Below are 20300 nucleotides of genomic sequence, written 5' to 3'. Positions count from 1 at the left end.
CCATCACTTTTCGGGCAGGGTGACGTTCAATTCCAGCACGGAGCAGTGGTCATTGCGATCCACCTCCACCTGTACCATGTCGTCGCTGATCTGAACGTACTTGCGGATCACCTGCAACAGCTCCTGCTGCAGCTGGGGCAGGTAGTCCGGCTGTTCACGCTGGCCCCGCTCATGGGCCACGATAATCTGCAGTCGCTCCTTGGCGACACTGGCCGTACTGTTTTTCTTGCTTCTGAAGTAATCGAAAAAACTCATCCCTTAGCCCCCTTTGAACATCCGTGAGAAGAAGCCTTTTTTCTGGGACGTCATGAAACGGTGTTCCCGTTCCTCGCCCAGCAGCCTCGCAACGGCATCTTCATAGGCCTGGCCGGCATCGCTTTGCTCCTCCAGAATGACCGGCAGGCCCTGGTTGGAGGCATTCAGTACGATCTGGCTCTCGGGAATCACGCCCAGCAGGGGAATGGCCAGGATTTCCTCAACATCCTGTACCGACAGCATCTCGCCTTTTTCTACCCGGTCCGGGTTGTAGCGGGTCAGTAGCAGGTGTTCCTTGACTGGGTCCTGCCCCATTTCCGCTCGCCGGGATTTGCTCTGCAGTATGCCCAGGATGCGGTCTGAATCCCGTACCGATGAGACTTCCGGGTTGGTTACGACAATCGCCTCGTCGGCATAGTAGAGCGCCATCAGGGCGCCATGTTCGATGCCGGCCGGGGAGTCGCACACGATGTAGTCGAAGGTTTCGGACAGTTCGTTGATGACCTTCTCCACACCATCTTTGGTGAGAGCTTCCTTCTCGCGGGTCTGGGAGGCAGGCAGGATGTAGAGCGTTTCTACCCGCTTGTCCTTGATCAGGGCCTGGTTGAGAGTCGCTTCGCCCTGAATGACGTTAACGAAGTCGTACACCACCCGGCGTTCGCAGTTCATGATCAGGTCCAGGTTGCGCAGACCCACGTCGAAATCAATCACGACGGTCTTGTGGCCACGCTTTGCCAGACCAGTGCTGATGGAGGCGCTGGTGGTGGTTTTGCCCACGCCGCCTTTTCCTGAGGTAACGACAATGATTCTAGCCAAGGTTCAGTTCCTGTTTCTCGGTGGATTCGTCATGGTTTCAACTGTTGTTATCGGTTGTCACAACATCAGGCCTTGTCCAGTGGCGTCACCACCAGCACATCGTCCCTGAGCTGGATCTGCACAGCGCTTTTCCAGCCAATGTCCTGAAGATCTTCGGAGATTTTATAGTGTCCGGCGATGGACACAAGCTCCGCCTCAAGTGACTGGCAGAACACCCGGGCAGACTCGGCACCGTGAATGCCGGCCAGCGCCCGTCCGCGTAACGGGCCGTAAACATGAATATTGCCGGCAGCCAGAACTTCGGCTCCGGCCTGCACCGGCGCAAGGATGATCAGATCGCCTTCCGGCGCGTATACCTGCTGGCCCGATCGAACCGGCTGATTGACGATTTTCGCCGGTGCGGGTTCGTTTGCAGGCTCCGGTGCGGTTGCCGTTTCCGGTTCTGCTTCTGCCGGGGCTTCCGGCGCCGGCCTTTCTTTCAGGCTGCCGCCGGGCAGCAATGCCAGCGAGGCTCCCCGGGCAAGCCGGCGCTGATCGTCGTTGGCGGCGCGTACGCCAATCACATGGATGTTGTGGCGGCGGCAGGTCCCGATCATCTTGAAAAAATCGAGTTCGCTGTCCAGGCCTTCATATTTCTCCAGGCTGATAATCAGCGGGATGTCTTTGAAGAAGCCCGGCGCCTGGCTGATCTTGTCCCGAAGATTGGCTTCAAATTCGTCGTTGTCGAAGTAGTAAAGCTCAAGGGCGGTCAGGGAAACACTGGCACTCTTCAGTTGAAAGCTCTGTTTTGTGTCGGTGGCTGCGGAATCGCTCATGGATGGACCTGTTCTCCGGTGTCTGAGGCATGGGCATCTCCGAGGGCGCGCAGCGGAGGGGCATCGAAACGGATGCCGGACCAGCCCGTGCTGATAAACTGGCGAATGTTACCATGGCTGTCCCCGGCCGGGTCGCCGAGCACCTGCTCGTAGTGTTGGGCGAACAGGCGCAGGGTGTCGGTCTCGCTCAGATTACAGTACTGACCCAGGCCGAAGACCCGGCAGGAGCCAGCGTTTTCGCCAGTCTCGTTGCGAAGCGGGCCGTTGCTGAAACCGGTGGGCCGAAATTCGAAATACTGATTGATCAGTTTCAGGGTGTCGTCGAAATCGGCATGACCGGCCTGCACTGAGGCCAGGTGGATACGAACCGCTTCATTAACATTCATTATTTGTGATCCTGCTTGGGGCCGGTCTGGTAGTTGGCTTTCCATTCTTCGTACGGCATGCCGTAGATTTCTTCCCGGGCGTCCGGATCTGAAATGTCGAACCCCCGCTCTCCCGCTTCGGCCCGATACCATTTGGACAGGCAGTTGCGACAGAAACCCGCCAGATTCATCAGGTCGATGTTCTGGACGTCGTTGTTTTCACGCAGGAGCTGCACCAGGCGCCGGAAGGCGGCGGCTTCGATTTCGGTGCGTTCAGACTCGGGAATCGGGTTACTCATGGGGCCTCGCTGTTGCTTGCCGGGACTATCGGGATTTCCTGACATTCTCGGCATGTTACCGTAAGATACAAGGCTGTATAAACGTACAGATTGTTAACGTGAGCCCGCCCCTATGGCCCAGCGCAAGATCATTCATGTGGACTGCGACTGCTTCTATGCCGCCGTCGAGATGCGTGACGACCCAAGCTTGCGGGATGTTCCGCTGGCGGTGGGTGGCGAGGGCGGCCGTGGTGTGGTGACCACCTGCAACTACCGGGCCCGGGCTTTTGGCGTGCGTTCGGCCATGCCCGGCAGCGAAGCCCGGCGGTTGTGCCCCGGCCTGGTCACGGTACCGCCGGACATGGGCCGTTACCGGGCAGTTTCCCAGCAGGTGATGGCGATACTGCGGGAGATGACCGATCTGGTTGAGCCCTTGTCCCTGGATGAGGCGTTTCTGGATGTGACCGATGTTGACGCGTTCAAGGGCAGTGCCACCTTGATGGCGCGGCACCTGCGGGAGCGGGTGAGCAGGGAAGTCGGCATTACCATTTCCGCCGGCGTGGCCCCCAACAAGTTCCTTGCCAAAATTGCCAGTGACTGGCGCAAGCCCGATGGTCTGTTTGTGATTACGCCGCCGGAGGTGGCCGACTTTGTAAGCGAGCTGCCGGTGGAAAAGCTCTTCGGTGTAGGGCAGGTGACCGCGGCCCGGCTGCACGCCCTGGGTGTGAAAACCTGTGGCGATATGCAGGCGCTGGGTGCCGACGTGTTGATCGAGAAGTTTGGCAAACAGGGCTATCGTTTGTTTGAAATGGCCCATGGCCGGGACAATCGCGCCGTTGTGGTGTCGCGGGTGGCCAAGTCGGTGAGCGTCGAGCGTACCTTTTCCCAGGACCTCCCTGACCGGAGCGCCTGCGATACCGTGATGCCGGCCCTGGTGGCCGACCTCAATCTTCGCCTCTCGCGCAAGGGGCTGCACAAGCCGATACACAAGCTGTTCGTGAAAATCCGCTACAGCGATTTTTCCACCCACACGCTGGAGCGGGTTCGGGAGTCCGTTACCGAGCCGGCTCTGGTGGATTTCCAGCCACTGCTCGAAGAGCTGATGCCCAAAGACCGCCCGGTTCGCCTGCTGGGAGTGGGTGTCCGGTTCCGCAATGACGATGCTCCGGTCACCCAGTTGCGCCTGTTTGACTGACTTCGGTCCCCGCGGGCATATCCGCCATTTTTTTAGGTTAAAACGGTATGGCTGCCGCTTTGACGTGACAGTGTGTCATCTCTAGCTTTTAGTTGACGCTATCCTGCTGTAAGCGTTGCGGGCCACGCCCGCCCCGAAACAACAATCGCAGGAGAACAAGAATGAACAAAGCTGGCTGTTGTGGCCCCTGGCGCTCCGGTGCGCTGGCGGGCTTGTTGTTATTGTTGCTGTCGGCTCCGGCGTCGGCGGAGCTGGGGGATTATGGATTCTGGCGAACCCTGGGTAACCTGGCGTCGCCGCCCGGTGCCGATAATCCGGTGACATCGGATCAGCGCCAGGGTGCCTACCCTTTGTTGGCCAATCCCGATGGCTACGAGAATTTCTCGGCGGGGGCCTACTACCAGTGGCAGACCATCGCACTGGCGCCGGAAACCGGCGCTGTATGCGGTAACGGTTCGGAGTACAAGTTCTTCGTGAACCGGGTGCCGAACACTTCCAATACCGTGGTTTATTTTGAAGGTGGCGGTGCCTGCTGGGATTACGAGAGTTGCAGTGGCCAGACCGGGATCCGGGGAGCTCGTAATCCCGATGGTATCCCGGATGATTACATGTCTCTGTTGAATCCCGGCGCCAGCCTGGTGAGCCCGTTTGTGGTTCGTCTGCATCCCTGGACCCGGGTAAAAACCCAGAACTGGAACATGGTCTACGTACCCTACTGTACGGGGGATATCTATTCCGGCGACCGGGTGGCGGTGTATGAAGATCCTGAAGGCGAGGCGGAACCTCTGATCTGGCATCACAACGGCCTGAGGAATACCCGGGCGGTGATCAGCTGGCTCAAGGACAACCTGCAACGCCCCGGGCAAATGCTGGCGACCGGTTGCAGTGCTGGTGGCATTGGTGGCTTGACCAACTATCACCCAACCCGGCGGGACATGGCGCCGACTCGAAGTTTCCTGATCAACGATTCAGGCCCTGCCTTCAGTGCGCCGGTTGGCGCCGACCCTCAGCAGTATCCTTCGGTGCTGCTACAGAGCTTCATCAGGCAATCCTGGGGGCTGGACCAGCCGGGCGGCCCGCTGGCTTACCTGAAGTCCGGTTTACCGGCACTGAACCTGAATGACCTCGGCAGCCTGTATCCTGCGCTGGCGACGGCGCTGCCACAGGACCGTATGGGGCATACGCATTTCTGGCGGGACCTGAACTACTCCTCCTATTCCTATGAGCGCTTCTTCCCGGAGATCGAGAATGCGCCGGATCAGGCCACCAAGGAGGCTTTGCTGCATCAGAAGTGGGCCGTGGATACCGAACGGTTGACGCAGACGCTGGCCGGGCTGGATAACTTCGGCTATTACCTGCCCATGTTTCGGGACGTGAATGAAAGTCACTGCACGTCCATTATCGAGTTCGCCAATTCGGATATTCAGGAGTTGGGCCTTGAACTGGGGGATTTCGTCAATAACGTGATGAATGGCAGCGGTGCGGTGATGCAGGCCTCGGAGACCGATACGGTGGCCGATTACAACAAACCGTTCAACCTGTTGTACTGGTCGCTGGATCAGTTGCTCTGATTATTGCCGGCGGACCGGCCCATGGCCTCTACCCGAGCTTCCTGAAGGCGCTCACGCAGGTATTGGTCCCGGGTCAGTCCGCCGGGAATATCATCCATGGCCATCACTTCTTCCACAATTGCCTTTTCCCGGGCCTTGTAGCGTTCGAAGTCCGGCCTGGGTTCATCCAGCCAGGCCTGCAGTCTGGCTCCGGATTCAGCCCGGTACCGGTCCATGAGTTGCTGTGCGGCAGCTTTTGCTGCCTCCTCATCCGGCTCCAGAATCTGGATCATCGCCAGTTGAATCAACGCGGCTTCCGGAGCACTCACCTGCGCAGATCCTTCGTATTCGTTCATACGCTCTTGCAGGGCATCTGCCTGGGCCCGGCGCTTCTGTTCGGGGAGAGATGGGGCGTTGGCAAAGAAATCGTGCAGGTCATCTTCAAATTCAAGCCGCTGGGCGTAAGCCTTGACCTTGGGGTTGTCCAGCAGTGCCTGTTGTTCAGGTGTCAGGGTATCGGAAGAGGGCGGGGGTGCCTCGGCCGGATCTGAAGCGGTATCCGGAGCGTTTCCGGCTGGTGGTAACTCGGGTGGCGGGGTATTGGTCGGCCACAGGAGCGCCAGCGCCAGAATAATTGCGGCCCCGGTGACCAGCAGGATCTTTGTGTTCATGACTCACTCCGGCAGGATTCTCCGGAATCAGTGTAGACCAGAATGCGGCAACTGCCTGGGTTGGGCTCAGCCGGCCAGCCACTGCATAGAGGCCCAGCCCATGGTGCCACCAATCAAGGCGCCGGCCAGGACATCGCTGGGGTAGTGGAGCCCGAGAATGACCCGGGATGCCGCCACTGACAAGGTGAATGGAAGCACACACCAGGCCAGGGCCGGGAGCGCAACGAACAGCATGGCCTGAAAACACACCGCGTGCAGTGTGTGGCCGGAGGGAAAGCTGTACCGGTCCAGTGGCGGCGTTGCACAGTTAATAACCGGAAACGAAATAAAAGGCCGCTCGCGGATCAGCCAGCGTTTGAGGGCCTTGTAGGTTAGCGTGCAGGTGAGCCCGGTAAGCGCCATTTGAAGTGCCAGGGCCGGGCCAGAGTCCCCGGCGTAGAAAGGCAGTAAGAGAATCAGCGCGTACCAGAACCAACCGTCGCCAAGTCGGCTGACGACTCGGAAATACCCCAGAATCGGCCGGAACCGTACGCTGCGATTAATGGCCTGGCAGACCGCTAATTCTCGCTGGTCTGCCAACTCAAAGAAGCGAGATGCCTTGCTTGTTAATGCCATGGTATCGGGCCTGTGCAGTTTGGTTTAAAACCAGCTGTTCAAACTGGTCGATCTGGCTGCTCCAATTCAATTCAAGAGCGTCCAGGCGAGCCTGGGCGCGGACTCGGTTCAACAGTGAGGGCTGGTCGGCCAGTCTCAGGGCGTGATTGACGAAGGCTTCGTCGTCTGTCAGTTCAGCCTTCATGCCGTTTTCGTCATGTCGGATATGTTCTGCGGCTGCAGCATCGTCGAAGGCGACGATGCCCAGTCCGCTGGCCATGGCTTCCAGCACCACGTTGCCGAAGGTGTCGGTTTTACTGGGAAACAGGAACAGGTCACCGGAGGCATAGTGCCGGGCCAGATCTTCGCCCCGTCGGGTGCCACAGAATATGTAGTCCGGGTGCCGGTCTTCCAGGGAGCGGCGCATGGGGCCATCCCCTACCAGCACGAAGCGGGCATTAGGATGCAGGCCGCGGATACGCTCGAAGCAGGCAACAGCCATGCGCAGGTTTTTTTCCGCAGCCAGGCGCCCGACATAGAGTACGGCACGTTCGTTGTCGTGCAGCCCCCATTGCCGACGCAGGGATTGGTCGCGTTTGTGGGGGGTGAAGCGCTGGCAATCCACGCCCCGGCTCCAGAGGCCGGTGCAGGTGATCCCCATGTCCCGGGTCACCCGCTGCATGCGACCGGTAGGCACCAGGGTGATGGCTGTTCTGTTATGGAACCAGCGACCGTAGGCACACAGTAACCGTTCGAGCAGGCCCGCTCCGTAATAGCGAGAATACTGATGGAAGTTGGTATGGAACCCGGAACTGACAGGCAGGGCGAGGCTGCGAGCCGCGTTCACGGCCGCCACGCCGAGTGGCCCCTGGGTTGCCACATAGATGCCGTCGGGCCGCTGTTTCTGCCAGAGCTTTTTCAGGCTCGAGGGGCGGGCGGTACCGAAGCGCAGATCTGCGTATCCGGGAAGAGGCAAGCCATTAACCACCAGTTCGGTGGAAAACAACCCGCTCCCGGTACTCTCAAACAGTCCTTTCTGTTCGTGGGGCTGCCGGGGGCGCACCACGGTTACATGGTGGCCCCGTTGCATCAGCCCCTGACACAGGTGCCGCATGGTGTTGGCAACACCATTGATTTCCGGCGGAAACGTCTCGGAAACAATGGTAATGTGTTGCGGTCGCCGTTCGGTCAACTGGGCTTCGGTCACGGGGGTTCCTGAAGGTTCTGCTGTCATGCCTTTACTATGGAAAGACGCCATGACAGAAATGCGACAACTCCGTGACATTCCGTTTACGTGTTTATACCCCGTCTCTTATCGACCTATTGCAAGGAGATTCCATGCAAACGCGAAAACTTGGCTTTACAGATATCGAGGTCAGCCTGATCTGCCTGGGAACCATGACCTGGGGCGAGCAGAACAGCGAGCAGGAAGCCTTTCAGCAGCTCGACTATGCCATGGAGCAGGGCATCAATTTCATCGACGCCGCTGAAATGTATCCAGTGCCACCCAGGGCAGAAACCCAGGGTCTGACCGAGCAGTATCTGGGCAACTGGCTGGCCCGCCGTGGCCAGCGTGATGATCTGGTGATCGCCAGCAAGGTGGCCGGGCCGGGTAATGGTCTCGGGTATTTGCGCGGGGGGCCGAGGCTGACCCGGGAGCATATCCGCTCTGCCTGTGAGGGCAGCCTCAAGCGCCTGCAGACGGATTACATCGATCTTTATCAGGTGCACTGGCCGGACCGGAGCGCCAATTTTTTTGGCAAGCTTGGTTATGACCGCAATCCCGATGAGCAGATGACGCCCATTGAGGAAACACTGGAGGCACTGGATGAACTGGTTCGTGAAGGAAAGGTCAGACACATCGGGCTTTCCAACGAGACACCGTGGGGCACGATGCAGTACCTGCGCCTGGCGGAGCAGCGTGGCTGGCCCCGGGTGGTCTCTATCCAGAACCCCTACAACCTGTTGAACCGGTCCTTTGAAGCGGGGCTGGCGGAGTTTGCCCATCGTGAAGGCACCGGCCTGCTGGCCTATTCACCGCTGGCCTTTGGCATGCTGACCGGCAAATACCTGGGGGGAAAATGGCCGGAAAAGGCCCGGCTGACTCTGTACGAGCGGTTCAGTCGCTATACCAATGACCGGGCGGCGGACGCCACGAGGGCCTATGTTGAGCTGGCTCACCAACATGGTCTCACGCCGGCCCAACTGGCACTGGCCTGGGTGAACAGTCGGGAGTTCGTAACCAGTAACATCATTGGCGCAACCACCATGGAGCAGCTCAGCGAGAACATCGGGGCAGCCAGTGTGACTCTGAGCCCCGACCTCGTGTCCGCCATCGAGGCGATCCATGCCGAGTTCACCTATCCCTGCCCTTGAAGACTGTATGCATAAGGGCTTGCAGTAGCCAGGTGCGATCCTGCCGCTCCGACCAGCGGCAGGGTCGTTACATACTGCAATATAAGTGATCATTTATTGACAAAAAAGCTGGTGCCAGGCGACGGAACGCTGGCGAAATTGTGTGCAAAATCACACCAATCTTCGTCGCAATCATTAGACTTTGGTACTGTGAATTACATAAAGCCAATGTCGATACCGGATTTCCTGTTGCCATGATTCTTCGCCTGTTCGTCGTCCTCCTAGCCCTGAATAGCGTCGCCTTTGCGATGCGGGCTGACGCTGCGCAGCCCATGTTGTCGGAACCGATGCTTTCCGAGCGCATGATGGCCGAGCGCGACGAAATGACGACGGCGGAGGATGTTTACGAACTTCAGGAATGGATGTCCGGCGATTATGAAGACGACCGCAGCGATGCACTTACCGCTATCGGCTCCCGTCTGCTCAGCCTGAGCCTCAGCCGCTCCCGCACTGCTGAAAAGACCTATGCTTCCGATCCGGCTCAGCCTGACCACGGCATCGCCCTGTTGAACGAAGGTGCCTGCCTGAACCTGCGCTGGAAGTTCTGACCGCTGTTCCCTGGCGTGCCCGCCATCTTTCTCCCGACCTTCCGCTTTGTCAAAATGTCATGACCTGACGCATTGTCAGCTTGAATCTGCCGTGTGATCATCCACCTTAATTGAGATTCTCAAGCGACGAGGAGCCGGTAATGGCAGCAGAGAACGGAGTCTATTGCGACGACGCAGAACGGTGTGTTGATCGGGTGATTGAACGGGTTGGCAAGCGCATTACCCTGGGCTTGCCGCTTGGTCTTGGCAAGCCGGTGAGGTTTGTGAATGCGCTCTATCAGCGTGCCAAGGATGATCCAGACATTGAACTGCATATTGTGACCGCGCTCTCCCTGTTAGCGCCTGAGGGCAGTTCTTCACTGGAAAAACGTTTCATGGGGCCCTTCGCCAAGCGCCTGTTTGGCGATATTCCGGAACTGGCCTATGCCCGTGATGTCGCCAATAACCGCTTGCCAAGCAATGTCCAGGTGTCTGAATTTTTCTTCAAAGCTGGCAGCTACCTGAACAATCGCAACCAGCAGCGAAACTACGTATGCACCAATTACACCCATGCCGTTCGCGACCTGATGGCGCAGGGTGTGAATGTGGTGGGGCAGATGGTTTCCCCAGGCGAGCCCAATGGCTTTCCGGGCCAGGTGAGCTTTAGCTGTAACCCGGACCTGTCACTCGATATCCTGCCGCTGCTGCGGGAGCGTGAACAGCAGGGCGTACCGGTGGCCATGGTGGCTGAAATCAATCAGTACCTGCCCTGGTTTGGCCATCATGCAGCCGTCGAGGAACAGCAGTTTGATCTTCTCTTCAGTCATCCATCGACAGACTATCCGTTATTCTCGGCTCCTCAGATGGCCATCAGTCCGTCTGATCACCTCATCGGATTCTACGCCAGCTGCCTGTTGAAGGACGGCGGAACCCTTCAGGTTGGCATCGGTTCACTGGGAGCCTCGCTGGTTCACAACGCCATTCTGCGCCACAAACACAATGATGCCTGGCGCGCAGTTTATGACCACCTGGATGTGGGATCCAGGTTCCCTGTGGTTGACAGCTGCGGCGGTACCGGTACGTTCGAGACCGGCCTGTATGGCTGTAGTGAAATGATGGTGGATGGCTTCCTGTATCTGATGCAGGAGGGCATCCTGAAGCGGGAAGTATTTGATCATGCCGGTTTGCAGACTCTGATCAACCGGGGCGAGATTACCCTGACGCCGTCGCTCGACATGCTGGATGTGCTGGTCCGGGAAGGGCTGATCGACTCGCCATTGCGGGCGCGGGATGTCAACTGGCTGATTCAGTACGGCATTCTGCGGGACACAGTGGAATTCCGTGGCGGGCGCCTGCGCCTGAGTGAAGATCACGCTGTAGAAGCAGATCTCAGCCAGGATCAGACCCGTGAGGCGCTGGCGGCCCTGGGTCTTGGTTCAAGGCTCACCGGTGGTATTGCCATGCACGGTGGCTTCTACGTGGGGCCGGAGGCCTTCTACCAGGCTCTGAGAGATCTGTCGCCAGAGCAGCGTGACAAGATCTGCATGACCAGTGTCAATTTCATCAACCATCTTTACGATCACCGGTTCGGAGATCAGAAGCTCAAAGCCGCCCAGCGTTTGCACGGTCGGTTTATCAACTCTGCGATGATGTACACCCTCAATGGCGCGGCAGTGTCAGATGGGCTGGATGATGGTCGCGTGGTCAGTGGTGTGGGGGGGCAGTACAACTTTGTTTCGATGGCCCATGAGTTGCCCGGGGCGCGCTCCATCCTGGCTCTCAGAGCCACCCGCATGTCGGGTGGGCAGGTAGTGTCCAACATTGTCTTCAACTATGCCCATTGCACCATTCCAAGGCATCTCAGGGACATTGTGATCACGGAGTACGGCATTGCCGATTTGCGGGGGCGGTCCGACGAAGATGTGTTCCTGGCGCTGATCCGTATTGCCGATTCCCGTTTCCAGGCGGATTTGCTGAAACATGCCCAGAAGGCGGGCAAGGTCCGTGACGATTTCCGCTTGCCTGCGGACTGGCAGAACAATACGCCGGCGTCGGTTCGCCAGGCTTTGGCTGCACCCGGTAAGGGCGACTGGTTCCCGGCGTTCCCGTTCGGCCGGGATTTTACCGATGAGGAGCTGACCCTGGGGAAAGCCCTTAAAGGACTGAAAGCCGCAACCGCCACTCCCCGTGGTAAACTGGCGACCCTTTGGCAGGCCATCCGGGCTGAAGACGATACTGGCCAGTACGCGGTGCTGCTCGAACGCATGGGGTTGAACAACCCCTCAGGCATTCGGGAGAAGCTGGATCGCAAACTGGTGATACATGGCCTGCAGCAACTTGAACCCGCGACAAAGACAGGAAGCGAAAACAGCTGATGCAAGCCGATAACCCGAACACCCGGCCGGATGTTTTTACCGTCCATTACGTGCTCAAGAACCGCATCGGTGAGCTGGTGGATACGTCTGAAGGCAGCGAGCCTCTGCACTTTATCTACGGCAGCCCCGATATCATTGCCGGCATTCAGGAGGCGGTGAAAGACCGAAACGTAGGTGATTGCCTGGAAGTGACCGTGCCACCGGAGATGGCCTACGGCGAATACCGCGAGGACCTGGTGCGCAAGGTGCCCCGTTCCCTCTTTGAGGGCGTTGAAAACCTGGATGTGGGCATGAAATTCCAGACTAACTCCGGTGATCAGGCCCAGGTGGTACAGGTGGTGGCGATCGACGGCAACCTGGTCAAAGTGGATGCCAATCACCCTCTGGCCGGTTTCACTCTCTATTTTGATCTGGAAATCGTGGGTCGTCGCGAGGCTACTGAAGACGAGGTAGCTCAGGGTCGCCCGCTGTTCTGAGAGGGCGTTCGGGTACCTGGTCGAACTCGCCCGAGTGAATGCGGGCGAGGCCCTGGCTGATCTGCTGGTGTATGCACCCGGTCAGCTCATTCAGGGATAGATCCGGATCCGGTCCAAGGGGCGGATGCAGTATTACGATGATCTGCCCCGTTGGCTGCCGCAGCAGCCTGAACAGATGACAGTGGAAACTGTCATCGCCCACAAAGGGCGCCAGTGAGTCAGGGCGCCGTTCTCGCCGATAACCGATGGACACTGGCTGTATGGCCGTGTTGCTGTCCCGGGCGGCGCTCATCAACAGTCCGTGCATGGGTAATACGGCTACCCCGGTGCTGGTGGTTCCCTCGGGATAGACCATCACCGATTCTCCAGCCTGCAGGCATTGCGCGATACTGGCTTTGATAGCTCTGGCCTGACCGCCGCCACGTTTGATAAACAGCGTGCCGGCCTGCCGGGCCAGCCAGCCGATCACCGGCCATTGACCTACTTCCGCTTTTGACAGAAACCGCATGGGCGTGATGCTGCCAAGAACCGGGATGTCTGACCAGCTGATGTGGTTGGCGACAAACAGGGCGTTTTCCGGGCAGGGCTGGCCATAAACCTGAACCTGCCAGCCCAGGCACTGACATGCCTTCCGAAAACAGATTGTTGCCCATGGATTCCTGTCCACCGGTCTGGTCCTGGCCAGATCGGAGATCCGGAGCAAAGCCGCCAGCGCGCAGGCTCCGACAAGGAAGCCTGCAAACATTGCTAAGCGAAAGCTCAGTCGAAGCCAGCTCATCGGCAATCCTCCGAATCAGGCGGGGCGACGCAGAAAGTGCCGGCTGTAGCGGCCGGCCAGGTTACTGACCTCCAGCAGCACCAGCATGTCGGCACATCGGAATTCAGGATCCCAGCAAGGCTCGCCACAGACCCTTGCGCCCAGGCGCATGTACGCCTTGATCAGGGGCGGTATGTCCACAGAGCGTTCTGATTCCGGATGGGCAAGATGTGGCAGTTGGCGCTTTGGCGTTACCCGGCAATGCGGCTCAGACAGATGCTGTTGTTGCAGAAGCCGGGCCACATGCCAGGCTTTCGCCCCGCCGTCGGCCATGCTGATACTGGCGCAGCCGATCAGATGGGTAACGTTGCGCTGCACCAGGTACTCCGCCACCGCTGACCACAGCAGCGTGATGGTGCCGCCATTGCGGTAGTCCGGGTGCACGCAGGTTCGGCCGAGTTCAGCCAGTGTTCCGGGCAGGGCTTCCAGAGCCGCGAGATCAAACTCGCCCCGGGAGTAGAAGCCGCCAACGGAAGCCGTATCGTTCTGGTGAAGTATGCGGGTGGTGGCCACCAGTTCACCGGTGTCTGCGTCGGTGACGATCAGGTGATCGCATGCCGCATCGTAGGCATCGGCATCAATACCCGGGATTGTGGCGCCGAGATCGCTGCCATACTCCTCGGAGAATACCCGGTAACGCAGGCGCTGCGCCGCTTCTATGAGCTCCGGGTCACGGGTCAGTTCGGTGCTCAGGTTACGGCCCCGGCGGGGTTGAAGGCTCGCGGTGGTTGCAGTCATGGCTTGGCCTCTGTGTTTCTGTTTCAGGTCAAGGCTATGAAGCGGGTATGACAGATGGGTGACGCCGGGGTGACGTCTCTGTGACAGTGCGAGACCGTTTTCAGGAAAACGGATATGTGTCACAGGCTGTAACCCTTTGGCGGTTCCATGTATATTTCTGAATAGCATGTATAATTGCTGTAACTGAACGTTGCCTGTATCGTCGGGTGTACAACCCTGAAACCGGAATAAAATAATCAGAGATGGATGGCGTGGAACAAACAAACGAGAGTTGGCGAATCCTGATCGTAGAGGACGATGAGCGGCTTGCGGATCTGACCCGCGAGTACCTTGAGAACAATGGCCTGACAGTGTCGTTGGAAACCCACGGGGGAGCCGCTGTTGAGCGGATCCGCAACGAGCAGCCTGATCTTGTGGTTCTGGATCTGATGCTGCCTGGCGAAGATGGTCTGTCCATCTGCCGGCGGGTACGGCCGTTCTTCAATGGCCCCATTATTATGCTCACCGCCCGGACAGACGACCTGGACCAGGTCCTGGGCCTGGAAATGGGCGCGGATGACTACATTGGCAAACCGGTCCAACCGCGCGTTCTGCTCGCCCGCATCCGTGCCATGCTGCGCCGGGTAGAAACCTCGCCCGTTAGCGGGCAGGAGACGTCCGGGGAGGAGCCGGTGCGTTTGCAGTTCAACGACCTCGTGGTCGATCGTTCCATGCGTGAAGCCTGGTTAAGTGACGAAAGTATCGACCTCACCAGTGCTGAGTTCGACCTGCTCTGGCTGCTGGCCAGTAATGCCGGGCGGGTGCTGAGCAGGGAAGAGATTTTCACCGCACTCCGGGGCATCGAGTACGATGGGCAGGATCGTTCCATTGATGTTCGCGTGTCCAGGATCCGCCCGAAAATCGGTGATGATCCCATCCACCCGCGCCGTATCAAAACCGTTCGCAGCAAGGGCTACCTGTTCGTCAAGGAAGCCTGATCGCGCCTGAGGCGTTGCCGCCCCGAAGGTGGCAACGCCGGTTACCAGGGTTGGCCCGATGTCCCTGAAATTTTTCCTGAAAGCCTACGCTCGTATTGCGGCCATTGCGGCGGCGGTCGTGCTGGTGTGCGTCCTGCTCTTTAATGGCATCAACTCCGTTCGCGAACAATACTGGCATGAGCAGGCCATGACACCGGTTATGCGTTGGCTGGCGGCGGCCCCGGATCCGCTCAGTAAGTATCACTGGATGGCCCCGATGTTTGGTCTGCACAGTGGCGTTGCGGCCGACTTCGGGCTTTCCCAGGTTGCGCTTGAGCGCCTGGGCTATGGCCAAGTGGTGGCGCAGTCAACCGATAGCGGGTATGGCTATTATGTCCTTGGTCTCGGGGGCGAGGTGCTCGGTATACATCTGGAGCAACCCTACCGGGATCTGGCCCGGGCAATCTCGTTGATGGTGCGTTGGCATCTGGATACCAGCCCTGCGGCTCAGCGTGCGGATGTGGCGCAGCAATTGGCAGAGTCTCTGAATCTCGATATCCGTCTGGTTCAGAAGGCCGAGGATCTGCCGGATCAGCAGGCGCTTGAGCGGCTTGGTGACACCGGGCTGGCGATTTTTGAACACGGTGATAACCGTGCCAGGGCGCTGGTTCGTTTGTCGGAAGGCGCGTTGGTTGTGGTGACATTGCCTCCCCCCTTCAATCCCTGGGGCTGGCCGATTATCTTGCTGCTGACCGCTGTTGTCGGTGGCGTGCTGGCAGTGGCCCTGTTTCTTGCGTTGCGTTTTGTAGAGAGTCATCTGCGCAAGGTTGAGTCGGTAGCGATTCGTATTGCCCGGGGTGAGATGGGAGCCCGGGTGGAATCCGAGCAGGGCACGCTCGTGTCCCGGCTGGGGGCTTCGTTCAATGGAATGGCGGAACATATCCAGCGCCTGGTGCAGGTGCAGCGGGAAATGATTCACGCGGTTTCCCACGAACTGAGAACGCCGGTGGCCCGTATCCGGTTCGGCGTTCAGATGATTGAATCCGGTAGTACCCAGGAAGTGCTCGAAAAGCAGCTCGAGGGCATTGATGGCGACATCCAGGAGCTCGACGAACTGATTGACGAGATCCTGACCTATGCCCGGCTGGAGCAGGGCGGGCCGGTGTTCAGTCTCCGGGAGGGCTCGGTCACGGATATAGTCAGGCAGGTTGTCTCCGAACAGCGGCTGATCCGGGAGGGAGTCGACATTGAGTGTCAGATTGACGAAGCCTCGGAGCGCTGGGCACAGGCCGATATGGAGCCCCGTTACATTCACCGGGCGGTTCAGAACCTGGTCGGCAATGCCGCGCGCTATGCCGCAGGCCGTGTGCGGGTGAGCTGCCATCTGGATGAAGATAATTGCCGGATTGATGTGGAAGACGATGGCCCGGGCATTCCGGAACAGGATTGGGAGAAGGTGTTCACCGCCTTTGCCCGGCTTGATGACAGTCGTACCCGCACCTCAGGCGGCTACGGGTTGGGCCTGTCCATTGTTCGCAGGATTCTGTACTGGCACGGTGGGCAGGCTTTTGTGGGCCGCAGTGATGTCTTGGGCGGAGCCCGGTTCAGCCTGGTCTGGCCGCGCCTGAAGCCCGCAGACGCGGATTTGTGAACCAGTGCTCGGTACCTCACCTGATGTAACAAAGCTCTACACAACCACAACTGAACCCTCCGCAGCCCTGGGTAATACTTCAAAGCGTAAGGGATGACTTTTGAGGTTGTAGTTCTTACGAACTTTCCTTGTTTCATTCGTCATTTGAGGGCCGGTTTTTCCGGCCCTTTTTTTATTTCCGCGCCGCGTCACACCGCTCGATCCCCGTCCTGTTAGAATCTCCTGAAAACAACAGGAGGTTTTGATGTCCCGATATCTGCTTGCCATAGACCAGGGTACCACCAGTTCCCGCGCCATCGTGTTTGATGACAAAGGCGCTCAGGTGGCCGTTGCCCAGCAGGAGTTTCACCAGTACTTCCCCAAAGATGGCTGGGTTGAGCATGATGCCATGGAAATATGGGACAGTACGCTGGCGGTCTGTCGTTCAGCCCTGAGCAACGGCAAGATTAAGGCATCTGACCTCGCAGGCATCGGCATTACCAACCAGCGGGAAACCACTGTGATCTGGGACAGGGCGACGGGGCAGCCGATTCATCACGCCATTGTCTGGCAGGATCGCCGTACCGCGTCCTGGTGTACCAAGTTGCGCCAGGATGGCCATGAGTCCCTGGTGGTTGACCGCACCGGATTATTGATTGATCCCTACTTCTCTGCCACCAAGATAGCGTGGATTCTGGACAACGTTGACGGTGCCCGCCAGCGCGCGGAAGCCGGTGAGTTGGCCTTTGGCACCATTGATACCTGGTTGCTCTGGAATCTGACCGGCGGCAAGCACCATCGTACCGATGCCACCAATGCGTCCCGCACTGCACTGTTCAATATCCATACACAGCAATGGGACCCGCAGCTGCTCAAGCTGTTTCGGGTGCCTGCTGCTCTGTTGCCGGAGGTATTCGACAGTGCAGCTGAGTACGGGTTGACGGAACCCGAATGTCTGGGCGCTTCGGTGATGATTGCCGGTATTGCCGGTGATCAGCATGCCGCTTTGATCGGCCAGGCCTGTTTTGAGCCGGGAATGGCCAAGAGTACCTATGGCACAGGCTGTTTCCTGATGCTCAACACCGGCCAGCAGGCCCTGCGCTCTGAAAACCGGTTATTGACGACGGTAGCTTACCGCCTCAACGGCAAACCCTGCTATGCCATTGAAGGCAGTATTTTTGTTGCCGGTGCCGCCATGCAGTGGCTCAGGGATGGGCTTCGGTTGATTTCCCATGCCCGGGAATCGGCGGAGCATGCGGCGACGGTCGGTGTGAATAATCCGGTGTATCTGGTGCCCGCGTTCACCGGCCTGGGAGCCCCGCACTGGGACCCGAACGCCCGGGGTGCAATCCTGGGGCTGACCCGGGATACCGGCATTGCCGAGATTGTCACGGCGGGTTTGCAGTCGGTGTGCTATCAGACCAAAGACCTGGTGCGCGCCATTCGCAACGATGGCGCCCGACTGGAATCGCTGCGAGTCGACGGAGGCATGGCTGTGAACGACTGGGTGATGCAGTTTTTATCGGACATTCTCAATGTGCCGGTTGACCGGCCGAGCGTGACCGAAACCACGGCGCTGGGGGCCGCATATCTTGCGGGTTTGCAGACCGGGGTTTTCGATAGCCTGGAGCAGATTACGTCGCTTTGGGAATGCGAGCACCAGTTCCGGCCGGATATGGCGCCGGGGCTGCGGGAATCACTCTATGCCGGCTGGCTGGATGCTGTTGAGCGAGTCTGTAATCACTGAGGTTCAATGGCCGGTGCGTTCGAAGGCGATCAGGTGATCAGCCTCCACCCGGACCGGTACCTGCTCACCCAGGTTAAAGTCCAGGTGGCTCCGGAAGAGGGCCTCAAATTCAGTGTCTTCTGAACACCGGAAACGATAGAGCGTGGAGGTTCCGGCAAAGGTTTTTTCCACCACCTTTGGCTTCAGCTCTGAGTCTTCATCGAAAACAATGTCGTCCGGCCGGATCAGGACGTCCAGCAGGGTGCCTGGTTGCCATTTGTAGGCCCGGTTGCCATGGATGACGCCCAGTTCCGATTCTATGGTGTCAGGGCCCAGGGCCTTGCCGGGAATAAACCCACCTTGCCCGACAAAACTGGCCACGAACCGGTTCGCCGGCTCATGGTAGAGGTTGTAGGGTACATCCCACTGTTGAATCTGCCCGTCCCGGAGAACCGCCACCTGATCACACATGGCAAAGGCTTCCTGCTGATCATGGGTAACCAGGATGGCGCTGATGCCGAGGGTCTTGAGGATTTCCCGCACATCCAGGCTCAGCCGGCGGCGCAGATCTGTGTCCAGGTTGGAGAAAGGCTCATCCAGCAGGATCAGTGTTGGCTCTGGTGCCAGTGCCCGGGCCAGGGCCACCCGTTGTTGCTGGCCGCCGGACAGCTCGTGGGGATAGTTGTCTGCAAGGTCCTGGAGGTGCACCAGGTTCAGCAACTCCATGACCTTTTGTCGACGTTCCGCTTTGCTTAATGACTTCAGACCGAAGCCGACGTTATCGGCAATGCTCAGATGCGGAAAAAGGGCATAGTCCTGGAACACCATGCCAATCTTGCGCTTTTCCGGTTGCAGTGCCCGCCCGGGCAGGCTGATGGCCTGTGACTGCAGGCGGATTTCACCCCGGGAAATCGGCAGGAAGCCGGCCAGCGCCCGGAGAATGGTGCTCTTGCCACAGCCGCTGGGGCCCAGCAGGCAGCCAATATCACCGTGGCTGAGGGCAAAGCTGACGTCCTTGACAACGGAATCACCGCCGTAGCCACAGGACAGATTGTTTACTTCCAGCAGCCAGTCTGCGGGGGGCACCAGGGCTTCGGGCATGGATCAGTCCAGACGATTGAGAATCAGGAATTCCAGCAAGGCTTTCTGGGCATGCAGCCGGTTTTCCGCCTCATGCCAGACTGCCGAGCTTTCGTGGTCCATCATGTCTGCCGAAATCTCTTCACCCCGGTGGGCGGGCAGGCAGTGCATGAAGAGGGCGTCTTTGTCGGCCTGAGCCATCAGAGCCGGGTTGATCTGATAGCTGCGGAAGGCTTTTTCCCGGGCTTTCTGCTCGTCTTCCTGGCCCATGGAAGCCCAGACATCGGTGACCAGCAGTTGGGCGCCTCGTGCTGCCTCTTCTGGCGCGCGCACAACGGTCACCCTGTCAGCATGCTGTTCGATCAGTTGTTGATCCGGTTCGTAACCCTCTGGGCAGGCAACGTTCAGGTGGAAATCGAAACGCTCTGCAGCGTTTATGTACGAGTGGCACATATTGTTGCCGTCACCAATCCAGGCCACGGTGGCACCACGGATGCTGCCGCGAAGCTCCCGATAGGTCTGCATGTCGGCCAACAGCTGGCAGGGGTGGAATTCGTCGGTGAGAGCGTTGATCACGGGCTTGCTGGAGGCAGTGGCAAAGCGCTCGACAGTTTCGTGGGCAAAGGTACGGATCATCACCGCATCGACCATGCTGGAGATCACAATGGCAGAATCTTCGATCGGTTCGCCGCGGCCAAGCTGTGTATCCCTGGGCGAGAGGAACATGGCGGTACCCCCGAGCTGGGTCATGCCGGCTTCGAAGGAAACCCGGGTCCGGGTGGACGATTTTTCAAAGATCATTGCCAGCACCCGGTTTTTAAGGGTGTCCCTGGTCTGGCCTGAACGCCACTCTTTGCGCAATTTGGAAGCATGATCGAGCAGATCTTCCAGTTCTGCTGTGGTCATGTCGTTCAGTGTCAGAAAATGTCTCGCTGCCATGAAAGGCCCCTGTTTCAAGCAAACTGCCCGTTCGGAAAAGCCAACAAGTCTAGCCCGTCGCTACCCTGAAAACAACGCCACG

The 20300-nt window shown here is 58.8% G+C and carries 21 protein-coding genes; 9 read left to right on the top strand and 12 right to left on the bottom strand.

Features of this window, described 5'->3' with window-relative positions:
- Positions 1–3 precede the first annotated feature (3 nt).
- The 5 genes from minE to ACSSVV_RS06460 form a co-directional block, all read right to left on the bottom strand.
- A complete protein-coding gene (gene minE / locus ACSSVV_RS06480) occupies positions 4–255 on the bottom strand; it encodes a cell division topological specificity factor MinE (RefSeq protein ID WP_011785800.1) in 252 nt (83 codons plus the stop codon).
- A gap of 3 nt (positions 256–258) precedes the next feature.
- Positions 259–1071, bottom strand: coding sequence for a septum site-determining protein MinD (gene minD, locus ACSSVV_RS06475; RefSeq protein WP_011785799.1), 813 nt, complete (start codon positions 1069–1071; stop codon positions 259–261).
- A gap of 65 nt (positions 1072–1136) precedes the next feature.
- A complete protein-coding gene (gene minC / locus ACSSVV_RS06470) occupies positions 1137–1886 on the bottom strand; it encodes a septum site-determining protein MinC (RefSeq protein WP_022991017.1) in 750 nt (249 codons plus the stop codon).
- A complete protein-coding gene (locus ACSSVV_RS06465) occupies positions 1883–2272 on the bottom strand; it encodes a HopJ type III effector protein (protein WP_011785797.1) in 390 nt (129 codons plus the stop codon). Before ACSSVV_RS06465 ends, minC begins: the two co-directional genes overlap by 4 nt.
- On the bottom strand, positions 2272–2550 hold the full coding sequence (locus ACSSVV_RS06460) for a DUF1244 domain-containing protein (protein ID WP_454105749.1): 279 nt from the start codon (positions 2548–2550) through the stop codon (positions 2272–2274). Before ACSSVV_RS06460 ends, ACSSVV_RS06465 begins: the two co-directional genes overlap by 1 nt.
- A gap of 112 nt (positions 2551–2662) precedes the next feature.
- On the opposite strand from ACSSVV_RS06460, the gene dinB reads away from it, so the two are divergent.
- Together dinB and ACSSVV_RS06450 are read left to right on the top strand one after the other, a co-directional pair.
- On the top strand, positions 2663–3724 hold the full coding sequence (gene dinB / locus ACSSVV_RS06455) for a DNA polymerase IV (protein WP_454105748.1): 1062 nt from the start codon (positions 2663–2665) through the stop codon (positions 3722–3724).
- 161 nt (positions 3725–3885) lie between these two features.
- The gene (locus ACSSVV_RS06450; RefSeq protein WP_022991020.1) at positions 3886–5295 is read left to right on the top strand and encodes a pectin acetylesterase-family hydrolase; all 1410 of its coding nucleotides are present in this window, start codon (positions 3886–3888) and stop codon (positions 5293–5295) included.
- On the opposite strand, the gene ACSSVV_RS06445 is transcribed toward ACSSVV_RS06450, so the two are convergent.
- The 3 genes from ACSSVV_RS06445 to ACSSVV_RS06435 form a co-directional block, all read right to left on the bottom strand.
- Positions 5283–5945, bottom strand: coding sequence for a hypothetical protein (locus ACSSVV_RS06445; protein WP_370257711.1), 663 nt, complete (start codon positions 5943–5945; stop codon positions 5283–5285). The genes ACSSVV_RS06450 and ACSSVV_RS06445 overlap by 13 nt on opposite strands.
- Positions 5946–6011: 66 nt before the next feature.
- Entirely contained in the window at positions 6012–6560 is a 549-nt protein-coding gene (locus ACSSVV_RS06440; protein ID WP_454105747.1) for a phosphatase PAP2 family protein, read from the bottom strand.
- Positions 6526–7773, bottom strand: coding sequence for a glycosyltransferase family 4 protein (locus ACSSVV_RS06435; protein ID WP_081432101.1), 1248 nt, complete (start codon positions 7771–7773; stop codon positions 6526–6528). Before ACSSVV_RS06435 ends, ACSSVV_RS06440 begins: the two co-directional genes overlap by 35 nt.
- Before the next feature lie 104 nt (positions 7774–7877).
- Here ACSSVV_RS06435 and ACSSVV_RS06430 point away from each other — a divergent pair, with 104 nt between their 5' ends.
- The 4 genes from ACSSVV_RS06430 (at position 7878) to ACSSVV_RS06415 (ending at position 12332) form a co-directional block, all read left to right on the top strand.
- On the top strand, positions 7878–8915 hold the full coding sequence (locus tag ACSSVV_RS06430; RefSeq protein ID WP_022991024.1) for an NADP(H)-dependent aldo-keto reductase: 1038 nt from the start codon (positions 7878–7880) through the stop codon (positions 8913–8915).
- Positions 8916–9148: 233 nt separating this feature from the next.
- Positions 9149–9502 (top strand): hypothetical protein, encoded by a 354-nt coding sequence (locus ACSSVV_RS06425; RefSeq protein ID WP_011785789.1) that lies wholly within the window; start codon positions 9149–9151, stop codon positions 9500–9502.
- Between the two features lie 140 nt (positions 9503–9642).
- The gene (locus tag ACSSVV_RS06420) at positions 9643–11856 is read left to right on the top strand and encodes an acetyl-CoA hydrolase/transferase C-terminal domain-containing protein (RefSeq protein WP_022991025.1); all 2214 of its coding nucleotides are present in this window, start codon (positions 9643–9645) and stop codon (positions 11854–11856) included.
- Positions 11856–12332: an FKBP-type peptidyl-prolyl cis-trans isomerase gene (locus tag ACSSVV_RS06415; RefSeq protein ID WP_022991026.1), complete on the top strand. Its 477-nt coding sequence runs from the start codon at positions 11856–11858 to the stop codon at positions 12330–12332. Before ACSSVV_RS06420 ends, ACSSVV_RS06415 begins: the two co-directional genes overlap by 1 nt.
- Here ACSSVV_RS06415 and ACSSVV_RS06410 read toward each other — a convergent pair.
- Both ACSSVV_RS06410 and ACSSVV_RS06405 read right to left on the bottom strand, forming a co-directional pair.
- Positions 12292–13110, bottom strand: a complete 819-nt coding sequence (locus ACSSVV_RS06410; RefSeq protein ID WP_023011507.1) for a lysophospholipid acyltransferase family protein — start codon at positions 13108–13110, stop codon at positions 12292–12294. The genes ACSSVV_RS06415 and ACSSVV_RS06410 overlap by 41 nt on opposite strands.
- Before the next feature lie 15 nt (positions 13111–13125).
- Positions 13126–13887: a GNAT family N-acetyltransferase gene (locus ACSSVV_RS06405; RefSeq protein WP_023011508.1), complete on the bottom strand. Its 762-nt coding sequence runs from the start codon at positions 13885–13887 to the stop codon at positions 13126–13128.
- 242 nt (positions 13888–14129) lie between these two features.
- Between ACSSVV_RS06405 and ACSSVV_RS06400 the strand changes: the two genes are divergently transcribed.
- The 3 genes from ACSSVV_RS06400 (at position 14130) to glpK (ending at position 18220) form a co-directional block, all read left to right on the top strand.
- Positions 14130–14864 (top strand): response regulator, encoded by a 735-nt coding sequence (locus ACSSVV_RS06400; protein WP_011785784.1) that lies wholly within the window; start codon positions 14130–14132, stop codon positions 14862–14864.
- A 58-nt stretch (positions 14865–14922) separates the two neighbouring features.
- Positions 14923–16494, top strand: a complete 1572-nt coding sequence (locus ACSSVV_RS06395; RefSeq protein ID WP_023011509.1) for an ATP-binding protein — start codon at positions 14923–14925, stop codon at positions 16492–16494.
- Positions 16495–16738: 244 nt separating this feature from the next.
- The gene (glpK, locus tag ACSSVV_RS06390; protein ID WP_183580642.1) at positions 16739–18220 is read left to right on the top strand and encodes a glycerol kinase GlpK; all 1482 of its coding nucleotides are present in this window, start codon (positions 16739–16741) and stop codon (positions 18218–18220) included.
- Between the two features lie 3 nt (positions 18221–18223).
- Here the strand turns inward: glpK and ACSSVV_RS06385 are convergent, their stop codons facing one another.
- The gene (locus ACSSVV_RS06385; protein ID WP_011785781.1) at positions 18224–19300 is read right to left on the bottom strand and encodes an ABC transporter ATP-binding protein; all 1077 of its coding nucleotides are present in this window, start codon (positions 19298–19300) and stop codon (positions 18224–18226) included.
- A 3-nt stretch (positions 19301–19303) separates the two neighbouring features.
- Positions 19304–20218 (bottom strand): ornithine carbamoyltransferase, encoded by a 915-nt coding sequence (gene argF, locus ACSSVV_RS06380; RefSeq protein ID WP_022991031.1) that lies wholly within the window; start codon positions 20216–20218, stop codon positions 19304–19306.
- Positions 20219–20300: the final 82 nt, after the last annotated feature.

This window comes from Marinobacter sp. MBR-105 (genome assembly GCF_053628895.1).
This window is presented reverse-complemented; position numbering and strand designations above follow the sequence as displayed.